We start from the raw sequence: 20,909 nt of genomic DNA on the forward strand, positions 1-20,909 counted from the left end.
CGTCTCTCGGGGACAACGGCGCGGAAGCACCAAAGGGGAGGAACGTCCTAGCAATGCCGTCTGTCCTGTCACCGCGCAGCAAGGCGCTCACGCTCGCGCCGCTGGCCCTGCTGTCGGGCGTGTGGACCGCCAGCCTGTTCAGCAGCAGCGCCACCGCCGACGAGACCACCCAGGCGGCGTCGCTGCCCGACGGCACCACGGTGCCGAGCGACGCCATCGAGGCCCCGGCCAGCGTGCCGCAGCCGGGCGTCGTCGCGCCTGCCGTGCCCGAGGGTGCCGCCGACTCGGTCGTCGCCGGCGCCTCGAGCAACGGCATCCCCGCCGCGGCGCTCTCGGCCTACCAGCGCGCCGCCCAGATCATCGACAGCGCGGACAAGGGCTGCGGGATCCCGTGGGAGCTCATCGCCGCGGTCGGCCGCGTCGAGTCCGACCACGGTCGCTACGGCGGCAACACCCTCTCCGACGAGGGCGTCAGCAAGCCCGGCATCTACGGCATCCCGCTCAACGGCAGCAACGGCACCGCGGCCATCAACGACACCGACGCCGGTCTGCTCGACAAGGACAAGGTCTGGGACCGCGCCGTCGGCGGCATGCAGTTCATCCCCTCGACCTGGCAGGTCGTCAAGGTCGACGCCAACGGCGACGGCGAGCGGAACCCCCAGGACATCAACGACGCCGCTCTCGCCGCCGCGGTCTACCTCTGCTCCGGCGACGAGGACCTCTCCGAGCGCGCCGGCCAGGAGACCGCGCTGATGCGCTACAACCGCAGCACCGAGTACGGCCAGCTCGTCCTGCGCATCATGGAGGCCTACTCCTCCGGTGACTTCACCGCCGTGCCCTCCGGCACCCAGGGCGGCGGCACCTTCTCGCCCAGCTACTCCTCGACCATCGAGCGCGGCTACCAGGCCAAGAAGCAGCGCGAGGTCCGCGAGCGCAAGCAGCGTCAGCAGCAGCAGGCTGGTGGCACCGGCGGCTCGACCGGCGGCTCCACCGGCGGCAGCACCGGCGGTTCGACCGGCGGTGGCCTCATCCCGGGTGGCTCGACGGGTGGAAACACGGGTGGCACCAGCGGCGGTTCGGGTGGTGTCGTGGGCGACGTCGTCGGCAAGACCGGTGACGCCGTCAAGGATGTCACCAAGGGCGTCGACGACGCGACCGGCGGGGCGACCGCCCCGGTCACAGAGCCGGTCCGGGAGACCCTCACCCGTGCCGAAGCGACGGCTCGATGCACTGTCTCAAACCCGCTGAACGTCGCGGCCTGTGTCACCAAGCTGCTCGGCGGCTGAAGCACCTGACAGCAACGACGAGGACCCCCGGCCGGTGGCCGGGGGTCCTCGTGCGTCAGGCGGGTCTCAGCCGCGCAGCAGCCGGGCGGCGTCCATCGCCCAGTAGGTGAGCACGACGTCGGAGCCGGCCCGCACGCAGGCGGTCAGCTGCTCCAGCATCACGGCGTCGCGGTCGATCCAGCCGCGCTCGGCGGCGGCCTCGACCATGGCGTACTCCCCCGACACGTGGTACGTCGCGACCGGCACGCTCACGGCCTGCCGCACCGCGGCGACGACGTCGAGGTAGGACATCGCCGGCTTCACCATGACGAGGTCGGCACCCTCGGCGACGTCGAGCAGCGCCTCGCGCACGCCCTCGCGGCCGTTGGCGGGGTCCTGCTGGTAGGTGCGCCGGTCGCCCTGCAGCGAGGAGTTGACGGCCTCGCGGAAGGGCCCGAAGGCGGGCGAGGCGTACTTGGCGGAGTAGGCGAGCACGCCGACCCCGGAGTGGTCGTGGTGGTCGAGCGCCTCGCGCACGGCCGCGACCTGCCCGTCCATCATCCCGCTGGGGCCGACCAGGTCGACGCCGGCCTCGGCCTGCACGACCGCCATCTGCTGGTACGCCGCCAGCGTGCGGTCGTTGTCGACCCAGCCGTCGGGGTCGAGCACGCCGCAGTGGCCGTGGTCGGTGAACTCGTCGAGGCACAGGTCGGCCATGACGACGAGGTCGTCACCGACCTCGCCCACGACGTCGGAGATCGCGACGTTGAGGATGCCGCCGGGCTCGAGGGCCTGCGAGCCGGTGGCGTCCTTCGTGTGCTCCTCGGGCAGACCGAACAGCATGATGCCGCCGAGCCCCGCCTCGACGGCCTCGGCGGCCGCCGCGCGCAGGCTGTCGCGGCTGTGCTGCAGCACGCCCGGCATCGAGCCGATCGGGCGTGGCTCCGTCAGGCCCTCGGCGACGAAGACCGGCAGCACCAGCTGCGAGGGGCGCACCGCGGTCTCGGAGACCAGGCGCCGCAGCGCCGGGGTGCGGCGCAGCCGACGCGGGCGGACGACGGGGAACTCGCGCACCCGGGCGCCTACTTCGAGCCGGTACGACGCCGCGTCGGCGTGCGGCGCTGCGACGGCTTGGTCACCGGCTGGCCCGACTCGAGCAGCGACGCGCGGCGCGCGGCACCGAAGTCGGCCAGCGCGTCGACGAGCTCCTCCACCGACGGGTTCGGCGCCATGACGTCGACGCGCAGGCCGTGCTCCTCGGCGGTCTTGGCGGTGGCCGGACCGATGACCGCGATGATCGTCGCGGTGTGCGGCTTGCCGGCGATGCCGACGAGGTTGCGCACGGTCGAGGACGAGGTGAAGACGACGGCGTCGAACTTGCCGGTCTTGATGGCCTCGCGGGTCGGCGCCGGCGGCGGCGCCGCCCGCACGGTGCGGTAGGCCGTGACGTCGTCGACCTCCCAGCCCAGCTCGACCAGGCCCGCCACCAGGGTCTCGGTGGCGATGTCGGCGCGCGGCAGGAAGACCCGGTTGATCGGGTCGAGCACGTCGTCGAAGGGCGGCCAGTCGTCGAGCAGGCCGCGCGCCGACTGCTCGCCCGAGGGCACCAGGTCGGCGTTGAGGCCCCACTCGGCGAGGTAGCCGGCGGTCTTCTCGCCGACCGCGGCGATCTTCAGGCCCGAGAACGCGCGGGCGTCGAGGCCGTACTCCTCGAACTTCTCGCGCACGGCACGCACGGCGTTGACCGAGGTGAAGGCGATCCACTCGTAGCGGCCCTCGACGAGGCCGCGGACGGCCTTGTCCATCTGCTGGGGGTTGCGGGGCGGCTCGACCGAGATGGTCGGGACCTCCTCAGGCACGGCGCCGTAGCCACGCAGCGAGGCCGACAGCGAGCCCGCCTGCTCCTTGGTGCGGGGCACCAGCACGCGCCAGCCGAAGAGCGGCTTGGTCTCGAACCACGACAGCGTCTCGCGCAGGTCGACCACGGGGCCGACCACGGTGACGGCGGGCGGCGTCATGCCGGCCGCGGCGGCGTCGTCGGCGATGTCGGCGAGGGTGGAGACGACGGTCTCCTGGGTGGTGAGCGTGCCGGTGCGCGTCATCGCGACCGGGGTGCTCTCGTCCCGGCCGGCCGCCATCAGCTGCTGGGCGACCTCGCCGATCGAGCCGACGGCCGAGAGCAGCACCAGCGTGGGGTGCGAGGAGTAGGCGTACCAGTCGATCTTGGCGTCGCCGCAGGTGACGACGGCGACCTCGCGGTGGTGCTTGGTCGTGAGCGGGATGCCGGCGTACGCCGGGACGGCCGAGACCGACGAGACGCCGGGCACGAGCTCGAAGCCGACACCGGCCTTGACGCAGGCCTGCGCCTCCTCGGGGCCGGAGGCGTAGAGGAAGGGGTCGCCCGCCATCAGCCGGACCACGCGCTTGCCGGTCTTGGCCTGCTTGACCACGACCTTGGCGCGGGCGGCGTGGGTCAGCGGCTGGCCGTCCTCGCCGAAGCCACCGTCGACGAAGACCGGGCCGGCCGTGTCGTCGGCCGTGTCGTCGCCCGGCGTCGCGAGCAGGGCACGCACCAGCGGCTCGTGGTCGGGCACCTCGGTGACGACCACCTCGGCGGCCTGGAGCAGCTCGAGGGCACGCACGGTCAGCAGGCCCGGGTCACCGGGGCCGCTGCCGACGAACGAGACCCAGGTCGCCGGGCGCCCCGACGCGGGGTCGGTGCCGGTCGAGCGGGACGTCTTCTGCTTGGTCACAATCGCCTTCTTCTGGTGGAGCTTCGGTGGGGCTGGTGGATCTCGGGCGGGGCGGGTCCGGGGGCCTCAGGCCGACCGGATGAGGTCGGCCGCGCCCTCGGCCAACATCTCCTCGGCGAGGGTCCGACCGAGCCGTTCGGGCTCGGTCAGGGGCCCGGAGGCCGAGCGGCGCACGGCGACGCCGCCGTCGGGCGCGAGCGCCACTGCACGCACCCAGAGTTCGTCATCGACCTCGCCCATCGCAACTTCGGCGAGCGCGCCGACCGGGGCGGAGCAGCCCGCCTCGAGCGTCGCGAGCAGCGTGCGCTCGGCGGTGACGCAGGCCCGGGAGTCGGCGTCGTCGAGCGCGTCGCGCACCAGGGCGGCGAGGTCGTCGCCCGTGCGGCACTCGATCGCCAGGGCGCCCTGGCCGGGGGCCGGCAGCACCTGGATCGGGTCGAGCACCTCGGTGACGTCGTCGAGCCGGTCGAGCCGCGACAGGCCGGCGCGGGCGAGCACGACGGCGTCGACCGCGCCCGAGCGGACCTTGCCGATGCGGCTGTCGACGTTGCCGCGGATGCCGACGAGCGCGACGCCGAGGCCGAGCGCCTCGATCTGGGCGACGCGGCGTGGGGAGCCGGTGGCGACGCGGGCGCCGGCCGGCAGCTCGCCGAGCGTCAGGCCGTCGCGGGCGACCACGACGTCGCGGGGGTCCTCGCGCACCGGCACCGCGGCGAGCTCGATGCCCTCGGCGACGCCGGTCGGGAGGTCCTTCAGCGAGTGCACGGCGAGGTCGACGTCGCCGTGCAGGAGCGCGTCGCGCAGCGCGCTGACGAAGACGCCGGTGCCGCCGATCTGGGCCAGCGGGGCGGCGTTGACGTCGCCCTCGGTGCGCACGTGGACGAGCTCGGTGGCCAGGCCGGTGCGCTCGGTGATCAGGTCGGCCACCCAGCCGCTCTGGGTGCGCGCCAGCGCCGAGGCGCGGGTGCCGACCCGGACGGTGCGGGTGCCGGTCGTGGTGGGGCTGGTCGTGGCGGTCACGGTCGCTCCACCTCCGCCCGGGTCACGGCCTGCACGGCCTCGGGGTCGAGGGCGAAGAGCTCGGCGAGCGCAGCGGCGTACGAGATCGCGCCGGACTCGTTGGCGAGCTCCTTGACCCGCACGGTCGGCTGGTGGAGCAGCTTCTCGACCACGCGGCGCAGCGACGCCTCGACCTCGGCGCGCGAGGTCGCGTCGAGCCCGGGCAGCCGGCTCTCGAGCCGGGCGAGCTCCTGCTGCATCACGCCGGTGGCCATGGTGCGCAGCGCGACCACGGTCGGCGTGACGCTGCGGCTGCGACGCGCGGTGAGGAAGGCCGCGAGCTCCTGGCCCACGATCTCCCTCACCCCGTCGACGTCGGTCGCGCCGGGCGCCTCGCCCAGCTCGGCCGCGAGCGTCTCGAGGCTGACCAGCAGGACGCCCGGGAGCGCCGCCACGGCCGGGTCGACGTCGCGCGGCAGCGCCAGGTCGAGCACGGCGGTCGGCGTGGAGGCGGGGGTACGCCGCTCGGCCAGAGCCGCCGCGCTGATCACCTGGCCGGCCGCGCCGGTGCACGAGACGAGCACGTCGACCGGACCGTCGTAGGAGCCGAGCTCGGCGAGCGAGATCGCGCGGGCGGCGTACTGCCGGGCGAGCCGCTCGGCGCGCTCGGGGGTGCGGTTGGCGACGGTCACCGAGGCGGCGCCGGCGCGGCTGACCGTGGCGACCGTGAGCCCGGCCATGGAGCCGGCCCCGACGACCAGCACGTGCTTGCCGGCGACGGTCCCGACGTGCCGCTCCGCACGCTCCAGCGCGGCGGCGACCACGCTGGGGGCGACCCGGTCGATGTCGGTCTCGGCGTGCGAGCGCTTGCCGACGCGCAGCGCCTGCTGGAAGAGCACGTTGAGGGCGGGGCCGATGGTGCCGGCCTCCTGGCCCGCACGCAGCGCCTCGCGGGCCTGGCCGAGGATCTGGCTCTCGCCCACCACCATGCTGTCGAGGCCCGCGGCGACGTTGAACAGGTGGGAGACCGCGCCGTCCTCGTAGAGCACGTAGAGGTGGCTGACGAGGTCGACGTCGAGGCCCGTGCGCTCGCCGAGGAGCCGGCTGATCTCCTCCACGCTGCCGTGGAAGCGGTCGACGTCGGCGTAGACCTCGGTGCGGTTGCAGGTCGAGAGCACGGTGGCCTCGGTGACGTGCTCGAGGTCGCTGACCTCGCGGATCAGCTTGGCGGCGCCGTCGCCGTCGAGGGCGACCCGCTCGAGCAGCGGCAGCGGCGCGGTCTTGTGGGACATGCCGACCACGAGGACGCTCATGCGCCACCCCCGACACCGGCGGAGACGGGCCCCGGAACCGGCCCGGCCAGCGACTCCGCCGCAGGCACCGGCACCGGCGTCTGCCCGGCCTTGCGCTGCTCGTGGTAGGCGAGGATCTGCAGCTCGCTCGACAGGTCGACGCGGCGCACGTCGACGCCCTCGGGCACCGTGAGGATGGTCGGGGCGAAGTTGAGGATGCTGCGCACGCCGAGACCGACCATCCGGTCGGCCACCTCCTGCGCCCCGGCGGCCGGCGTGGCGATGACGCCGATGACGACGCCGTGCTCGGCGACGACGTCGTCGAGCTCGTCGAAGCCCCGGATGGCCAGGCCCGCGACCTGCTCGCCCCGCCGGGCGGGGTCGGCGTCGAGCAGTGCGACGGTGCGGAACCCGCGCGAGCTGAAGCCGGAGTAGTTGGCCAGCGCGTGGCCGAGGTTGCCGATGCCGACGACGACCACGGGCCAGTCCTGCGTCAGGCCGATCTCGCGCGCGATCTGGTAGCGCAGGTAGCCGACGTCGTAGCCCACGCCGCGGGTGCCGTAGGAGCCGAGGTGCGAGAGGTCCTTGCGCAGCTTGGCGCTGTTGACGCCGGCTGCTCGAGCGAGCTCGAGGCTCGAGCAGGTGGCGGTGCCGGCGTCGTGCATCGCGTTGAGCGCCCGCAGGTAGACCGGGAGCCGGGCGACCGTCGCCTCGGGGATCCTCGAACCGCTCACCAGGCCGACTGTAGGAGTTTGTGAACGTGCGAACAAACCAGCGGCCGAGGTGCGCTAGCACATGTGAGAAGTCACACGCGACGCGGCCCCGACCCTTCAGGCGAGGGCGGCTCGGAGGCGTCGCTCGTCGACGCGCCAGAAGTCGTGGCGCCGTCCGTCGACCAGCGTGACCGGCACCTGCTCGCCGTGCTCCTGCTGCAGGGCAGGGTCGGTGTCGACGTCGACCACCTCGTACGTCGCCCCGACGTCGGCGCAGACCCGCGCCACCGTCTCCAGGGCCACCTCGCACAGGTGGCAGCCCTGCCGCGAGTAGACCAGCACCCGCGCGCTCACGGCAGCGGCTCCGCGTCGCGGCCCCGGGCCCAGGCGCGCAGCCGGCCCTTCTGGACCTTGCCGGTCGCGGTGCGGGGGAGGTCGTCGACGACGTGGACGGCGACGGGCACCTTGAACCCGGCCAGCCGCTGCTCGCAGTGGCGCACCACCTGCTGCGCGAGGTCGGCGCCGTCGAGCAGCTCGGTGCCGTCGGCGCGGCAGACGAAGGCGACCACCACCTCGCCCGGGCCGTCGGGGTCCTCCGCGCCGACCACGGCGACGGCGCCGACCTCCGCCAGCTCGCCGACCACCTCCTCGACCTCGACCGGGAAGACGGTGAAGCCGGCCACCAGCACGGTGTCGCGCTCGCGGTCGACCAGGTGGAGCTCGCCGGACTCGTCGAGCAGCCCGACGTCGCCGGTCGGCCACCACCCGTCGTCACGCGGCCCGCCGCGCCCGTCGGGCCAGTAGCCCGAGAACAGCTGCGGGCCTCGCACGAGCAGCCCGCCCGGGTCACCGGGTGCCGCGTCGTGGCCCCGCTCGTCGACCAGCCGGAGCTCGACGCCGGGCAGCGCGCGTCCGACCGACCTCGAGACACTGTCGGGACTGCCGTCGGGCCGGTCGCCGGGCGGGGGCACCAGGGTGGAGGTCACCACCGGTCCGCACTCGGTCAGGCCGTAGCCCTGGTGGACCGGGAGGCCGGTGCGGGCGGTGAAGGCGGCGGCCGCCTCGGGGGCGAGCGCCGCCGCGCTGCTGACGACGTGGCGCAGCGGACCCACCCGGTCGTCGAGCCCCGGCACGCCCAGCCACGCCTCGACGGCCCACGGCGTCAGCGGCGCCACGGTGACGGCCTCGTCCTCGACGATGTCGAGCGAGCCCTCCGCGTGGAACTCCGGCACGAGCACCAGTCGCGCGTGCTGGCGCAGCACCTGGCCCAGCACGGCGCACAGGCCGTAGGTGTGGTGCAGCGGCACCACGCCGAGCACCACGTCGTTGCCGTGCAGGAAGGGCCCGCCCCGAGCGACCTGGTCGACGTTGGTCACCAGCGCGCGGTGGGTCAGCATCGCCGCGCGCGGCCGGCCGGAGGCCCCACTGGTGTAGAGCAGCGCGGCGAGCGCCTCGGGGTCGGCGCGCAACGGCACGGCCTGGTCGGCGCCGGAGCCGACGAGGTCGTCCCAGGAGCGCTCGCCGGCGTCGTGCTCGACCCCGACCGTGACGACCCGCGGCCGGCTCGTCGCGTCGCGGCCCGCGGCCGTGAGCGCCTCGCCCAGCCCCTGCACCGCCGCCCGCACGGTGTCGGCGCCGACGCCGTCGCAGACCACGAGGCGCGCGCCCGAGTCGACCAGCACCCGCACCAGCTCGCCGGTCGGCGCCGCGGGGTCGACCGGCACGGCCACCATCCCGGCGCGCAGCGTGCCGAGGTACGCCGCCACGGACTCGACGCACGGGGTGACCAGGAGCGCGACCCGGACCCCGGCGACCAACCCGGCGGCGTACAGCCCGCGAGCGACGCCCCAGGCGAGCTCGTCGAGCTCGAGCCAGGTGGCGCTGCGGCCGGTCGCAGCCTCCGAGAGGGCGGTCTTGTGCGGCTCCTCGCCCCGCGCCCTGGTCAGCAGCTCGGCCAGGTTCGGCTCCATCCGCCGGAGTCTGTCACAGTGGCCCGCGTGACACCCCCGCGCGATCGAGCAGGCGGTCGCCGGTCCCGCTCCCCGAAGCGACCGGCCCGACCGCCCGACCTGCAGCGCCGCTCGCAGCTCGCGGGCGAGGCCGCCGCGGCCGTCGCCGAGGTCGAGAGCGCGCTCACCGTCGCCCCCGACCCGGACGCCGCCGCCTTCTTCGACGTCGACAACACCGTCATGCAGGGTGCATCGATCTTCCACCTCGCCCGTGGCCTGCACCGCCGCGAGTTCTTCACCACCCGCGACATCCTGGGCGCCGCCTGGAAGCAGGCCTACTTCCGCGTCGTCGGCGTCGAGGACCCCGAGCACGTCGCCGACGCCCGGGCCTCGGCGCTGGCCTTCATCGCCGGCCACACCGTCTCCGAGCTCGAGGCGCTCGGTGAGGAGATCTTCGACGAGCGGATGGCGCACCGGATCTGGCCGGGCACCCGGGCGCTCGCCCAGCTGCACCTCGACCAGGGACAGCGGGTCTGGCTCGTGACCGCGGCGCCGATCGAGATCGCCACCATCATCGCCAAGCGGCTCGGCCTGACCGGCGCGCTCGGCACCGTCGCCGAGCACGAGGACGGCGTCTACACCGGCCGCCTCGTCGGCGAGATGCTGCACGGCTCGGCCAAGGCGGTCGCGGTGCAGGAGCTCGCCGACCGCTTCGACCTCGACCTCGAGCGCTGCTCGGCGTACTCCGACTCCTACAACGACCTCCCGATGCTCACGATCGTCGGCGACCCCTGCGCCATCAACCCCGACGCCCGGCTGCGCGAGCACGCCCGCAAGGAGGGCTGGCGCGTCCGCGACTACCGCACCGGCCGCAAGGCGGCCCGCGCGGGCATGGTCGCCGCCGGCCTGGCCGGGGCCCTCGCGGGCACCGCTGCGGCCGGAGCCGCCGTACGACGCAAGGTGCAGTAGCGCCCTGACCTGCGTGAGGGTCCGATGTGTCCAGGTTCACGTTCGGGTCCACGGGCGTGCACCGACGACGTATCCTCGCGGAGGAGACGAGGGAGCCGGCACCCCGCCGGCGGGGAGACCACATGGCTGTCGAGCAGGGGCTGCGCAGCAGCGGCCTGGACGCGCTGCGCGTCGCCGTGCTCGACGCGGCGTGGCTGCTCAGCCAGGCCTCCGGCGGCACCACCGCCCGCGTCACCCCCGGTAGCGGCCCCGGCAGCGGCGGTGGGACCCGGCCCGACGACCACGACCAGGCGGCGTCGTCGGCCGACGACGAGGCGGAGGGCCGGCGGCTCATCGCCCTGGTCGAGCTGGCCCGCGGCGGTGACTCCGCGGCGTTCGGCGCGCTCTACGACCACTACCACGGCAGCGTCTACCGCTTCCTCTACTACCGCGTCGGGTCGGTGACGCTGGCGGAGGACCTCACCTCGGAGACGTTCTTCCGCGCGCTGCGCTCGATGTCGTCGTTCCGGTGGCAGGGCAAGGACTTCGGCGCCTGGCTGACCACCATCGCCCGCAACCTCGCCACCGACCACTTCAAGGCGAGCCGCACCCGGCTCGAGCACACCACCGAGGACACCCGCACGCTCGACAGCAGCACCGAGGGGCCCGAGACCGAGGTGCTGGCCTCGCTCACCAACGAGGTGCTGCTCGAGGCGCTCGAGGGACTGCCGACCGAGCAGCGCGAGTGCCTGGTGATGCGGTTCCTGCAGGGGTTGTCGATCGCCGAGACCGCGGAGGTGCTCGGTCGCTCCGCGGGGGCCGTCAAGCAGCTGCAGCTGCGCGGCGTGCGCAACCTCGCCAAGGCCATCCCGGAGGAGCTGCGATGACCGGGATGTCGGAATGTGAGACGGGCATGACCCGTCGGTGCTCGGAGTCGTTGGTGCAGCTGACGGGGTGGTTCTCCAGCAGCGGGTCTTCCCTCGTCTCGACCCTCTCGACCTCAGGACCAGGCGCATGACCTCCCTCTTCCGCTCGCGGCAGCACGCCGACGAGCTGCACGACGCCCTCACCGGCCGGGCCGCGCCCGACGTGGCCGAGCGCCACGCCGAGCTGGTGCGCACGGTGTCCCTGCTGACCTCCCATCCCGCTGTCTCGCCCCGTCCCGACTTCTCCGCCGACCTGCGCGAGCGCCTCATGGCCGCGGCCGAGACCGAGCTGGTCGCCGCCCCGGCACCGCAGCGGCTCACGTCGCCCGCCACCGCTCCGTCGTCGTCGCCCGTGCGGCGTCGCCTGGCCACCGTGGCCGCGTCGCTCGTCGTCGTCGGCGGCACCGCCGGCATGGCCGCCGCGGCCCAGGGCGCGCTGCCCGGCGACCCGCTCTACCCGATCAAGCGCGGCGGCGAGGCCGTCGTCGCGGCGGTGCAGCCCGGGTCCGACGGCTCCTCCGACCTGCGCCGGGCCACCACCCGGCTCGACGAGGCGCTGGCGCTGCAGGAGCGCGGCGCCGACACCGCGCTGGTGGCGCGCACGATCGAGGAGTTCCGCAGCTTCTCCGAGCAGGGCTCGACCGAGCTGCTGGCCGACTACGCCGCGTCGGGCGACCCGGCGGCCGTCAGCGACGTCCGCGACTTCACCGCCACCTCGATGCCCCGCCTCGACGACCTCGCCCGGGGCGACGCCGACCTCGAGGGCACGCTGGTGCAGGTGGCCGACAGCCTCGGGGCCATCGACGCCGAGGCCCTTCGCGTCTGCCCGGCCTGCGGCCCCGGCTCCGCGGTCTCGCTGCCGGCCTCCCTCGGCGACGGCGCCGCGGCCGCCAGCCTGGCCAGCCTCCTCGTCGCGCCCGCGCAGCAGGCCCGCATCGACGCCGACGCCCTGTCGGGGCTCGACCCCGCCCAGGTGCGCGCCCTCGGGCGCGCCGCGGAGTCGCAGGCCGACACCACGCCCGTGCTGCCGAGCGGCGAGGCGTGGCCGGTCCTCACCGAGTCACCGCGCGGCCCCGTCGCCAGCACCCTGCTGACCACGACCGACGCGGTCGGAGGTGCCGTCGGAGGTGCGGTCGGCGGCACCGTCAAGGGCGCCACCGACGCCGTCGACGGTCTCGTCGGCGGCCTCACCGGCACCGTGCGCTCCGTGGTGCCGCGCGACACCGCCCTCGGCGGCACCGTCGGCGGCCTCACCGACACCGTCGACGAGGCGATCGACGGCGTCAGCGGCCTCACGCGCTGACCCTCCCCGCCCGGTTCGGCACGGCCTGGTCGTCGGCTGTTTCCGCGAGATCAGACCCCCGGCGACTCGACGTCCCGGTCTCACGCGAGAGCCAGCCCGGAGGCTCGTCGCACGAGGAACCGCGGCTGGCACTTCCGCTCGTGCGCGACGAGAAGACGCGTCCCCAGGCGGTTCGGCTCAGGAGAAGACGGAGCGGCGCTTCATCAGCAGGGTGTAGAGAGTCTGCTGGATCGACTCGCGGACCTGGTCGGTGACGTTGAAGACCAGCATGGGGTCGTCGGCGGCACCCGGCTCGTAGTCGTCGGTGCGGATGGGCTCGCCGAACTCGATCAGCCACTTCGAGGGCAGGGGTACGGCGCCCAGCGGGCCGAGCAGCGGGAACAGCGGCGTGATCGGCAGGTACGGCAGGCCGAGCAGGCGGGCCAGTGACGGCACGTTGCCGATCAGTGGGTAGATCTCCTCGGCGCCGACGACGGAGACGGGGACGATCGGGACGCCGGTGCGGATCGCGGCCGAGACGAAGCCGCCGCGACCGAAGCGCTGCAGCTTGTATCGCTCGCTGAAGGGCTTGCCGATCCCCTTGAAGCCCTCGGGCCAGACCCCGACCAGCTCGCCGCTGCGCAGCATCCGCTCGGCGTCCTCGTGGCAGGCCAGGGTGGCGCCGCCGCGTCGGAAGACGTCGCTGACGACGGGCAGCCGGAAGACCAGGTCGGCGCCCAGGGCGCGCAGGTGGCGGCCGGTGTGCTCGCGGACGCTGAAGGCGGTGATGACGCCGTCGATCGGGACGGTGCCGGAGTGGTTGGAGACCACGAGCGCGCCGCCGTGGGTGGGCACGTTGTCGAGCCCGAGCACCTCGACGCGGAACCACTTCTCGGCGAGCGGTCGCACGATCGCCAGCAGCAGACTGTCGGTCAGCTCGGGGTCGAAGCCGAAGTCGTCGACCTCGTAGTCACCCGTGATGCGCCGCCGCAGGAACGCCAGCAGCTCGGCCAGGCGCGGCTCCCACTGCTCGCCGAAGACCTCGCGGGCACCCTGCGTGATCGCGGAGAGCCACTCGGCCGGCGAGATCGACGGGCCGGGCTGGCGGTGCTCGGTGCGGGCGGGGGCCCGGGTGGGCTCGGCCGGCTCCGGTGCCGGCGGTGCGAAGGCCGCGGCCTCGAGGGCGGGTGCACCCTCGGCGGGCTCGGCGACGGCCTGCTCCGCGGGCTCACGGCGCGCGGCCCGGCCCGGGGCGAGCCCTCGTGAGCCGCTCGACGGCCGGCTCGACCCGGACCCACGTCCGGGACGCCCGCGCGTGCCCAGCGGGATGATCTCGGCGTCGCCGCTCATCGCAGCTCCTCCACGTCACGGGGCACGTCGGCCCGCCCGGCCGGTTCGTCGGCCGGTTCGTGGGCCGGTCGCTCGTCGGCCTCGTCGTCGCGCCAGGCCGGCAGGGCCTCGGGGCCGGGCTGGGGGCCGAGACCACGCATCGCCCCCACGAGCCCCTGCTCGACCGCGCGCACCCGCGGGGGCGCCAGGGGGCCCGGGCGCAGCGAGGCCACGAAGCTCTCGAACGCCTCCGCGCTGGTGTGGGCCGGCTCGAAGCCCAGCATGCTCCGCATGCGGGTGGTGTCGAGGCCGCGGCCGTAGGTCAGGAAGGCCACCGCGTCCGGCGAGAAGTCGGCGACCTTGGTCTGGCGGAGGGTCTGCCCGAAGGTCGGCACCAGCGCACCGGGCAGGGGCAGCGTCGGGCGGCCGAGGCGGCGTACGGCCTGGGACAGGGTGAGCATGCCGTCGCCGGCGACGTTGTAGGTGCCGGTCACGTCGCGGGTGGTGGCGTGCTGGAGCACGTCGAGGGCGTCCTGCTCGTGCAGGAACTGCATGCGGGGGTTGAACCCCAGCACGGTCGGCACGACGGCCAGGCCGAAGTAGCCGCTCATGCCCGAGGTGATGGTCGGGCCGATGACGTTGGCCAGGCGCAGCGTGGTGACACCGACGTCGGGTCGCCGACGCGCGAAGCCGCGGGTGTAGGACTCGACCTCGGTGACGTCCTTGGCGTAGCCGCCGCCGGGCAGCCGCTTGGCGGTCATCTGCTCGGTGAACATCGCCGGGTCGCGGTGCGAGGCGCCGTAGAAGGACGCGCTCGACTTCAGCACCAGCTTGCGCACCTCGGGCGACTGCTGGCAGGCAGCGAGCAGCTGCATCGTGCCGATGACGTTGAGCTCCTTGGTGGAGGCCCGACCACCGGCGGCGGCCGCCGTCGCGTTGACGCTCGTGTGCACGACCGTGTCGACCCGCTCGCGCACCATGACCTTGGCGATCACCGGGTTGCGGATGTCGGCACGCACGAAGTCGGCCGCGCCGAGGTCGCCGCGTGGGGGCAGCACGTCGACACCGACGACCCGGTCGACACCGGGGGCGGTGGACAGCTGCGCCGCGACGCGACGCCCGAGATCACCGGCGACACCGGTGACCAGCACGACCTGCCCCATCGGGGAGGGTCCTTACTTGCCCAGACGACGACGCTGCACGCGCGTCTTCTTGAGCAGCTTGCGGTGCTTCTTCTTCGCCATCCGCTTGCGGCGCTTCTTGATGACAGAACCCACGTCGGCCTGCTTCCTGCTGGGAGACTGGTGAGGACCGGGGAGTCCCGGTCCGAAGGATCAGCCTAACCGGCAGGTAGGCACCCGACCGAATCGTGGTCGGGGCCCGGACCGACGGGCGCTCGCAGGCGTCAGCCGGCGTCGAAGAAGCTCTTGCGCAGGTAGGCGTGCACGTCGTCCTCCTTGACCCGGAAGGAGCGACCGACCCGCACGGCGTCGAGGTCGCCGTTGTGGACCAGGCGGTAGACGGTCATCTTCGAGACGCGCATGATCGCGGCGACCTCGGCGACGGTGAGGAACTTGACCTCGGAGATGTCTCCGGGAATGTCGGTCGGCATGTCACACCAAGCTTTCTCGTGGCACGCCCCCCAGGCGGGTCCCCTGACCCTCCGCGCGCGCTGGCAGAAATATAGGGCTCACTGTGACCAGTGGGCCATGTTTCCCCCAAAGTGACGCATGTGAATCGGCGTGTCCGCTTGATCCGAGCCACTCGGACGCACTCGACCCCTGCCCGTGTGCCCTATCCGAACGGGTCCAGACCGTGCTCGGGGAAGACCGCCTCGCGGGTCGCCTGGACCGCTCGGTCGAGCCACGTGCCGGGGTCGTAGCCCTCCTCCCACGACCGGAAGACCGGGGGCCGGCCGTCGGTCATGCGCGACGGCGCCCGCACGTCGTAGCGGGAGAGCACGTCGTCACGCCAGGCCGCCGGGGCCTCGACGTCGGCCTCGAGGGGCTGCCCGGAGACGGCGGCCAGCAGGTGGGTCCACGAGCGGGGCACGACGTCGACCACGGCGTAGCCGCCACCGCCCAGCGCCACCCAGCGGCCGCCGGCCGCCTCGTGGGCCAGGTCGTGCAGCGCGAGGTGGGCGGCGCGCTGCCCGTCGACGCTGAGCGAGAGGTGCGCGAGCGGGTCGTCGCGGTGGCTGTCGCAGCCGCCCTGGGTGATCAGCACGTCGGGTGCGAACGCCCGCACGAGGTCGGGCACGACCGCGTGGAAGGCCCGCAGCCACCCGGCGTCGCCCGTGCCCGGCGGCAGCGCGACGTTGACCGCCGTACCGAGGGCGTCGGGCCCGCCGTTGTCGGCCGGGAAGCCGGTGCCGGGGAAGAGCATCTGCCCGGTCTCGTGCAGCGACACCGTCAGCACCCGGGGGTCGTCGTAGAAGACCCGCTCGACCCCGTCGCCGTGGTGCACGTCGACGTCGACGTACGCCACGCGGCGCGCCCCGTTGGCCAGCAGCCAGCGGATCGCGACGGCCACGTCGTTGTAGACGCAGAAGCCGCTGACCCGGTCGGGCATCGCGTGGTGCAGGCCGCCGGCGACGTTGGCGGCGTGGTCGACCTCGCCGCGCCAGACCCGTCGCGCGGCCTCGAGGCTGGCGCCCACGACGTGGCGCCCGGCCTCGTGCATGTGGGCGAAGACCGGGTTGTCGTCGCCGCCGAGGCCGTACGCCGCGTCGACGCGCCCGCCGGGCGTGCCCGCCTGGCGCACGGCCTCGACGAGCCGCTCCTCGTGGACGGTCAGCAGGTCGTCCTCGGTGGCGTCGGGCGCGGGCACGACCAGCATCCGGTCGAGGGTGCCGGTGGCGCGCGCGAGGGCGACGGTGAGGTCGACGCGGATCGGGCTCATCGGGTGCGTCGGTCCGAAGTCGTAGGCCGTCAGCGAGTCGTCGAAGACCAGCGCGGAGCGGCAGCCGGCAGGCTCGGTCACCGCCGGCTCACTGGTCCTCGGAGGCGAGCGCGCGGGAGCGGTCGCGCGCGGCCTCCATGGCGGTGATGAAGGCGGCGCGCACCTTGTGGTCCTCGAGCTGGCGGATCGCCGCGGCCGTGGTGCCGCCCGGGGAGGTGACCCGCTCGCGGAGCACCGTCGGGTGGTCGCCGGTCTCGCGCAGCAGCTTGGCCGAGCCGACCACCGTCTGCACGACCAGCTCGGTGGCGGTGCTGCGCGGCAGGCCGAGGTGCACGCCGGCCTCGATCATCGACTCCACCACGAAGAACAGGTAGGCCGGACCCGACCCGGAGATCGCCGTGACGGCGTCCTGCTGCTTCTCGGGCACCTGCACCACGCGGCCGGTCGCGGCCAGCATCGACTCGGCGCGGGCGAGGTGGTCGGCGTCGCAGTGGCTGCCGGGCGAGATCGCGGCCATGCCCTCGTCGACGAGGGCCGGGGTGTTCGGCATCACCCGCACGACGGCGACGCCCTCGGGCAGCAGCGACTCGATGAAGCCGGTGGTGATGCCGGCGGCCAGGCTCACCACGAGGCGGCCCGGGCGCAGGTGGGGCGCGACCTCGGCCAGCACGTCGGCCATGTCCTGCGGCTTGACCACGAGCGCGACGGTGTCGGCGTCGGCCACGAGGGCGACGTCGTGCACCACGGCGACGCCGTAGCGCTCGGTCAGCTCGAGCGCGCGGTCGGGCCGCTTCTCGACCACGAGCAGCTCCGCGGGGTCGTGGCCGCCCCGGACCAGGCCGGAGAGGAGGGTCTCCCCCATCACCCCGGCCCCGATGATCGCCACCGTCATGCTCGGTCTCCTGTCTCGGGGCCTAGGACCGCGACACCAGGGCGCGGGCGAAGAAGGCGAGGTTCTGCGGGCGCTCGGCCAGCCGGCGCATGAGGTAGCCGTACCACTGCTCGCCGTACGGGAGGTAGACGCGGACCTGCTCGCCGGCCTCGGCCAGCCGGCGCTGCTCGTCGGGCCGCACGCCGTAGAGCATCTGGAACTCGTAGGTGCCCGCGACCCGGCCGGCGCGCACGGCCAGCGCCGAGGCGATCTTGATCATGCGCGGGTCGTGGCTGGCCACCATCGGGTAGCCGGAGCCCGCCATCAGCACCTTGAGGCAGCGCACGTAGGACTTGTCGACCTCCTCGCGCGACTGGAAGGCGACCGACTCGGGCTCGTCGTAGGCGCCCTTGCACAGCCGCACCCGGCTGCCCTCGTGCGCGAGCTCCCGGCAGTCGGCCTCGGTGCGGTGCAGGTAGGCCTGCACCACCGCGCCCGTCTCGGGGAAGTCGCGGCGCAGCTCGCGCAGCGTCGCCAGGGTCAGGTCGACGGTGGTGTGGTCCTCCATGTCGAGGGTGACCGTGGTGCCGACGGTGCGGGCGGCCTCGCAGATGCGGCGGGCGTTGGCGGTCGCGAGGGCGGGACCGTCGTCGTCGAGGGCCTGGCCGATCGCCGAGAGCTTGACGCTCACCTCCGCCGAGCGGGCCAGCCCGGCGGCTCCGAGCGCCTCGAGCAGGTCGAGGTACGCCGCCACCGTCGCGTCGGCCTGCGCCCGGTCGAGGGTGTCCTCGCCGAGGTGGTCGAGGGTGACCAGCAGCCCGTCGCCCACCAGCTCCCGCGTCGCGCGCACCGCCTCGTCGGTCTGCGTGCCGGGGACGAAGCGGCGTACGACGGCCCGGCTCAGCGGCAGGTTGCTGACCAGCCGCTCGGCGTGCGGGCTGCGGGCGAGCAGCAGGATGGGTTGGCGGAGCACGAACGACCTCTCTCGACCGGGTGGGTGCCGGGGTGTGTCGTCCGCCACGGTATCCCCGGGTGGCGGACCGCCGGGCGGGGCACTCCCCGGGCATGCGGATCGGACTGGGCACGGCGGCGCTGGGTCGCCCGGAGTACCTCAACCTCCACCGCGACCTCGCCCCCGAGCTGGGCGACGCGCGCTACGACCGCGACCGGCTGCGCGAGCACGCGCACGCCGTGCTCGACGCGGCGTACGCCGCGGGCGTGCGGCACCTCGACGCGGCCCGCTCCTACGGCGCCGGCGAGGAGTTCGTCGGCCGGTGGCTCGCCGCGACCCCCGGGCGGCGCGAGGAGGTGCGGGTCGGCTCCAAGTGGGGCTACACCTACGTCGCCGACTTCCGCCCGGGCGCCGAGGAGCACGAGGTCAAGGACCACGGCGTCGCCACCCTCGACCGGCAGTGGCAGGAGACGATGGCGGCGCTCGGCGGGCCGCCCGACCTCTACCTGGTGCACAGCCTCACCGACGACTCGCCGGCCCTCGACGACCCGGTGCTGCTCGACCGGCTGCGCGGACTGGCCGCCGACGGGGTGCGGGTCGGGCTGTCGACGAGCGGGCCGACCCAGGGCGAGGTGCTGCGCCGCGCGCTGCACCTCGACGGCTCGCCCTTCTCGACCGTGCAGTCGACGTGGAACCTGCTCGAGCCCTCCGCCGGCCCCGCGCTGGCCGAGGCGCACGACGCGGGCTGGTCGGTCGTGGTGAAGGAGGCCGTCGCCAACGGTCGGCTCGCCGGCCCGGGCTCGCCGCTGGCGGCCGACGCCGAGCGTCTGGGCACCACGCCCGACGCGCTCGCGATCGCCGGCGTGCTGGCGCAGCCGTGGGCCGACGTCGTGCTCAGCGGCGCCAGCTCGGTCGCACAGCTGCGCTCCAACCTCGGCGCGCTCGACGTCGCCGAGGTGCCACACCTCCAGCCCGAGGCGCCGGCGGCGTACTGGAGGACCCGCAAGGGGCTCGGCTGGACCTAGCCCCCCAGCTCGCGGAGCACGGCCTCGGCCCACAGCACCACGGCGTGGGCGCCGGGGTCGGGCGTGCCCTTGGCGCGCTCGCCCAGGTAGCTCGAGCGACCCATGCGGGCCACCCGGTCGGCGGTCGCGGCGGTGCCCTCGCGGGCGGCCTCGACGCCAGCGGCGAACGCCTCGGCCGCGGGGTCGCCCGCCTCGAGGCGCTCCCGGACGGTGTCGGCCAGCGGCACCAGGGCGTCGAGCATCGTGCGGTCGCCGACCGAGGCACCACCGATCTCGGCGATGCCGTCGGTGCCGGCCCGCAGCGCCGCGGCCCACGCGGCGGCGTCCTGCGCGCCCGACTCGTCGAGCGAGGCGGCGGCCCGGAGCAGCAGCACGGCGTAGAGCGGGCCCGAGGTGCCGCCGATGGCCCGGCGGACCGTCGCGGAGGTGGCCCGCAGCGCGTCGGGCGCGTCGGCGGGGTAGCCGTCGAGCTCGTCGCGCACCGCGGTGGCACCGCGCTCGAGACCGGTGCCGAGGTCGCCGTCGCCGACCTGGGAGTCCATCCGGGTCAGCTCGGGCTCGGCCTCGACCAGGGCCGCGGTGGCGGCCTCCAGCGCGCGTCGTACGACGCTCCCCCCGGCGAGGCGCTCACCGACCGGCTCGTCGTCGTCGACGGCGGCCACCTCGGTCGGCGCGTCCTGGGGAGCGACCCGGCCGCGGTGGGCGGCGGGCCAGGCCGGTGTCTCGGTCGGCGCGTCGAGCAGCGCGAGGAGCTCGTCGTCGACGGCCAGCACCGAGACCGAGCAGCCGGGCATGTCGAGGGCGGTCAGGAAGCGGCCGACCCACCTCCGCTCGACCGTCACGCCGCGGCCGCGCAGGTGGGCCAGGGCGCCGCGGGCCACGACGTCGAGCTCGCTGGGCGGTGTGGTGCCGAGGTCGTTGACGAGCAGCACCGCACGGTCGCCCTCGCCGAGCCCGGCGTCGTCGGCGACCGCGTCGACCAGTCGTGCCGCGGAGTCGTCGGCGCTGACCAACCGGCCCCGCTCGACCCCGGCCTCGCCGTGGATGCCGAGGCCCCACTCGACCTCGTCGTCGCCGAGCTCGAAGCCGGGCTCGCCCACGGCCGGCACCGTGCAGGCGCCCAGCGCGACCCCCATCGAGCGCACACCCTCGGCGACCCGGCGCGCGACCGCGGTGACGCCGGCGAGGTCGTCGCCACGCGCCGCGGCGGCGCCGGCGGCCTTGTGCACCAGCACCGTGCCGGCGATGCCGCGGCGACCGGCGTGCTCGCCCTCCGCGGCCAGCGCGACGTCGTCGCCGACGACGACCATCTCGACGTCGGTGCCCTCGGCGCGGGCGATCTCGGCGGCGAGGCCGAAGTTGAGCCGGTCGCCGGTGTAGTTCTTGACGACGAGCAGCACGCCCGCCGCGTCGCCCTGGCTGATGGCCCGCACCGCGGCGAGCACGGCGTCGGTCGAGGGCGAGGTGAAGACGTCGCCGACCACGGCGCCGGTCAGCATGCCGGGCCCGACGTAGCCGCCGTGGGCGGGCTCGTGCCCGGCACCGCCGCCCGAGACGATCGCGACCGCACCGTCGAGCGCGGCGTGGTCGCGGCGCAGCACCACCGTCTGCCCCTCGAGCAGCACCAGTCCGGGGTCACCCGCGACCAGGCCCTCCAGCATCTCGGGGACCACGGCGCCGACGTCGTTGAGCAGCTTCTTCATG

At 74.6% G+C, this 20,909-nt stretch carries 20 protein-coding genes; 5 read left to right on the top strand and 15 right to left on the bottom strand.

The genetic code is table 11. From position 1 onward, the window contains the following. The first annotated feature begins 53 nt into the window (after nucleotides 1-53). Complete coding sequence (locus ACYU8I_RS02515) at nucleotides 54-1,286, top strand: lytic transglycosylase domain-containing protein (RefSeq protein ID WP_460837078.1); 1,233 nt, start codon at nucleotides 54-56, stop codon at nucleotides 1,284-1,286. A gap of 66 nt (nucleotides 1,287-1,352) precedes the next feature. Here ACYU8I_RS02515 and hemB read toward each other — a convergent pair whose 3' ends face one another. From hemB to ACYU8I_RS02550, 7 genes are all read right to left on the bottom strand, one after another. Continuing rightward, a complete protein-coding gene (hemB, locus tag ACYU8I_RS02520) occupies nucleotides 1,353-2,339 on the bottom strand; it encodes a porphobilinogen synthase (protein WP_460837080.1) in 987 nt (328 codons plus the stop codon). Nucleotides 2,340-2,347: 8 nt separating this feature from the next. Further along, nucleotides 2,348-4,018 carry a bifunctional uroporphyrinogen-III C-methyltransferase/uroporphyrinogen-III synthase gene (locus tag ACYU8I_RS02525; RefSeq protein ID WP_460837082.1) on the bottom strand — a complete coding sequence of 557 codons (1,671 nt, stop codon included), beginning with the start codon at nucleotides 4,016-4,018 and terminating at the stop codon, nucleotides 2,348-2,350. Between the two features lie 66 nt (nucleotides 4,019-4,084). Further along, entirely contained in the window at nucleotides 4,085-5,038 is a 954-nt protein-coding gene (gene hemC, locus ACYU8I_RS02530; protein WP_460837084.1) for a hydroxymethylbilane synthase, read from the bottom strand. Continuing rightward, nucleotides 5,035-6,330, bottom strand: coding sequence for a glutamyl-tRNA reductase (locus ACYU8I_RS02535; protein ID WP_460837086.1), 1,296 nt, complete (start codon nucleotides 6,328-6,330; stop codon nucleotides 5,035-5,037). The genes hemC and ACYU8I_RS02535 overlap by 4 nt, the downstream gene beginning before the upstream one ends. Beyond that, nucleotides 6,327-7,043: a redox-sensing transcriptional repressor Rex gene (locus tag ACYU8I_RS02540; RefSeq protein WP_460837088.1), complete on the bottom strand. Its 717-nt coding sequence runs from the start codon at nucleotides 7,041-7,043 to the stop codon at nucleotides 6,327-6,329. Before ACYU8I_RS02540 ends, ACYU8I_RS02535 begins: the two co-directional genes overlap by 4 nt. Before the next feature lie 96 nt (nucleotides 7,044-7,139). After that, nucleotides 7,140-7,376, bottom strand: coding sequence for a glutaredoxin family protein (locus ACYU8I_RS02545; protein ID WP_460837091.1), 237 nt, complete (start codon nucleotides 7,374-7,376; stop codon nucleotides 7,140-7,142). Beyond that, entirely contained in the window at nucleotides 7,373-8,992 is a 1,620-nt protein-coding gene (locus ACYU8I_RS02550) for a class I adenylate-forming enzyme family protein (RefSeq protein WP_460837092.1), read from the bottom strand. The genes ACYU8I_RS02545 and ACYU8I_RS02550 overlap by 4 nt, the downstream gene beginning before the upstream one ends. Before the next feature lie 27 nt (nucleotides 8,993-9,019). On the opposite strand from ACYU8I_RS02550, the gene ACYU8I_RS02555 reads away from it, so the two are divergent. From ACYU8I_RS02555 to ACYU8I_RS02565, 3 genes are all read left to right on the top strand, one after another. Continuing rightward, nucleotides 9,020-9,940, top strand: a complete 921-nt coding sequence (locus tag ACYU8I_RS02555) for an HAD family hydrolase (RefSeq protein ID WP_460837094.1) — start codon at nucleotides 9,020-9,022, stop codon at nucleotides 9,938-9,940. A 122-nt stretch (nucleotides 9,941-10,062) separates the two neighbouring features. Then, nucleotides 10,063-10,806, top strand: a complete 744-nt coding sequence (locus tag ACYU8I_RS02560; RefSeq protein ID WP_460837097.1) for a sigma-70 family RNA polymerase sigma factor — start codon at nucleotides 10,063-10,065, stop codon at nucleotides 10,804-10,806. A 127-nt stretch (nucleotides 10,807-10,933) separates the two neighbouring features. Beyond that, entirely contained in the window at nucleotides 10,934-12,148 is a 1,215-nt protein-coding gene (locus ACYU8I_RS02565) for a DUF5667 domain-containing protein (protein ID WP_460837099.1), read from the top strand. A 177-nt stretch (nucleotides 12,149-12,325) separates the two neighbouring features. Here the strand turns inward: ACYU8I_RS02565 and ACYU8I_RS02570 are convergent, their stop codons facing one another. The 7 genes from ACYU8I_RS02570 to ACYU8I_RS02600 all read right to left on the bottom strand — a co-directional run bounded on the left by ACYU8I_RS02570 (nucleotide 12,326) and on the right by ACYU8I_RS02600 (nucleotide 18,201). Continuing rightward, complete coding sequence (locus tag ACYU8I_RS02570) at nucleotides 12,326-13,477, bottom strand: lysophospholipid acyltransferase family protein (protein ID WP_460837101.1); 1,152 nt, start codon at nucleotides 13,475-13,477, stop codon at nucleotides 12,326-12,328. Then, nucleotides 13,474-14,619, bottom strand: a complete 1,146-nt coding sequence (locus ACYU8I_RS02575; protein ID WP_460837103.1) for an NAD-dependent epimerase/dehydratase family protein — start codon at nucleotides 14,617-14,619, stop codon at nucleotides 13,474-13,476. Before ACYU8I_RS02575 ends, ACYU8I_RS02570 begins: the two co-directional genes overlap by 4 nt. A 12-nt stretch (nucleotides 14,620-14,631) precedes the next feature. Continuing rightward, entirely contained in the window at nucleotides 14,632-14,733 is a 102-nt protein-coding gene (locus ACYU8I_RS02580) for a 30S ribosomal protein bS22 (RefSeq protein WP_081683056.1), read from the bottom strand. A 128-nt stretch (nucleotides 14,734-14,861) separates the two neighbouring features. After that, nucleotides 14,862-15,068 (bottom strand): helix-turn-helix domain-containing protein, encoded by a 207-nt coding sequence (locus ACYU8I_RS02585; RefSeq protein ID WP_460837107.1) that lies wholly within the window; start codon nucleotides 15,066-15,068, stop codon nucleotides 14,862-14,864. Nucleotides 15,069-15,250: 182 nt separating this feature from the next. Then, nucleotides 15,251-16,438 carry an acetoin utilization protein AcuC gene (locus ACYU8I_RS02590; protein ID WP_460837110.1) on the bottom strand — a complete coding sequence of 396 codons (1,188 nt, stop codon included), beginning with the start codon at nucleotides 16,436-16,438 and terminating at the stop codon, nucleotides 15,251-15,253. 7 nt (nucleotides 16,439-16,445) lie between these two features. Beyond that, a complete protein-coding gene (gene proC, locus ACYU8I_RS02595) occupies nucleotides 16,446-17,249 on the bottom strand; it encodes a pyrroline-5-carboxylate reductase (RefSeq protein WP_460837113.1) in 804 nt (267 codons plus the stop codon). A 22-nt stretch (nucleotides 17,250-17,271) separates the two neighbouring features. Continuing rightward, nucleotides 17,272-18,201 carry a proline dehydrogenase family protein gene (locus ACYU8I_RS02600; RefSeq protein WP_460837115.1) on the bottom strand — a complete coding sequence of 310 codons (930 nt, stop codon included), beginning with the start codon at nucleotides 18,199-18,201 and terminating at the stop codon, nucleotides 17,272-17,274. A gap of 92 nt (nucleotides 18,202-18,293) precedes the next feature. Between ACYU8I_RS02600 and ACYU8I_RS02605 the strand changes: the two genes are divergently transcribed. Then, complete coding sequence (locus ACYU8I_RS02605; RefSeq protein ID WP_460837117.1) at nucleotides 18,294-19,205, top strand: aldo/keto reductase; 912 nt, start codon at nucleotides 18,294-18,296, stop codon at nucleotides 19,203-19,205. On the opposite strand, the gene ACYU8I_RS02610 is transcribed toward ACYU8I_RS02605, so the two are convergent. Beyond that, nucleotides 19,202-20,908, bottom strand: coding sequence for a dihydroxyacetone kinase family protein (locus tag ACYU8I_RS02610; protein ID WP_460837118.1), 1,707 nt, complete (start codon nucleotides 20,906-20,908; stop codon nucleotides 19,202-19,204). The two genes, ACYU8I_RS02605 and ACYU8I_RS02610, sit on opposite strands and share 4 nt — an antisense overlap. Nucleotide 20,909 lies beyond the last annotated feature (1 nt).

It is taken from the genome of Nocardioides marmoraquaticus, assembly GCF_054777915.1.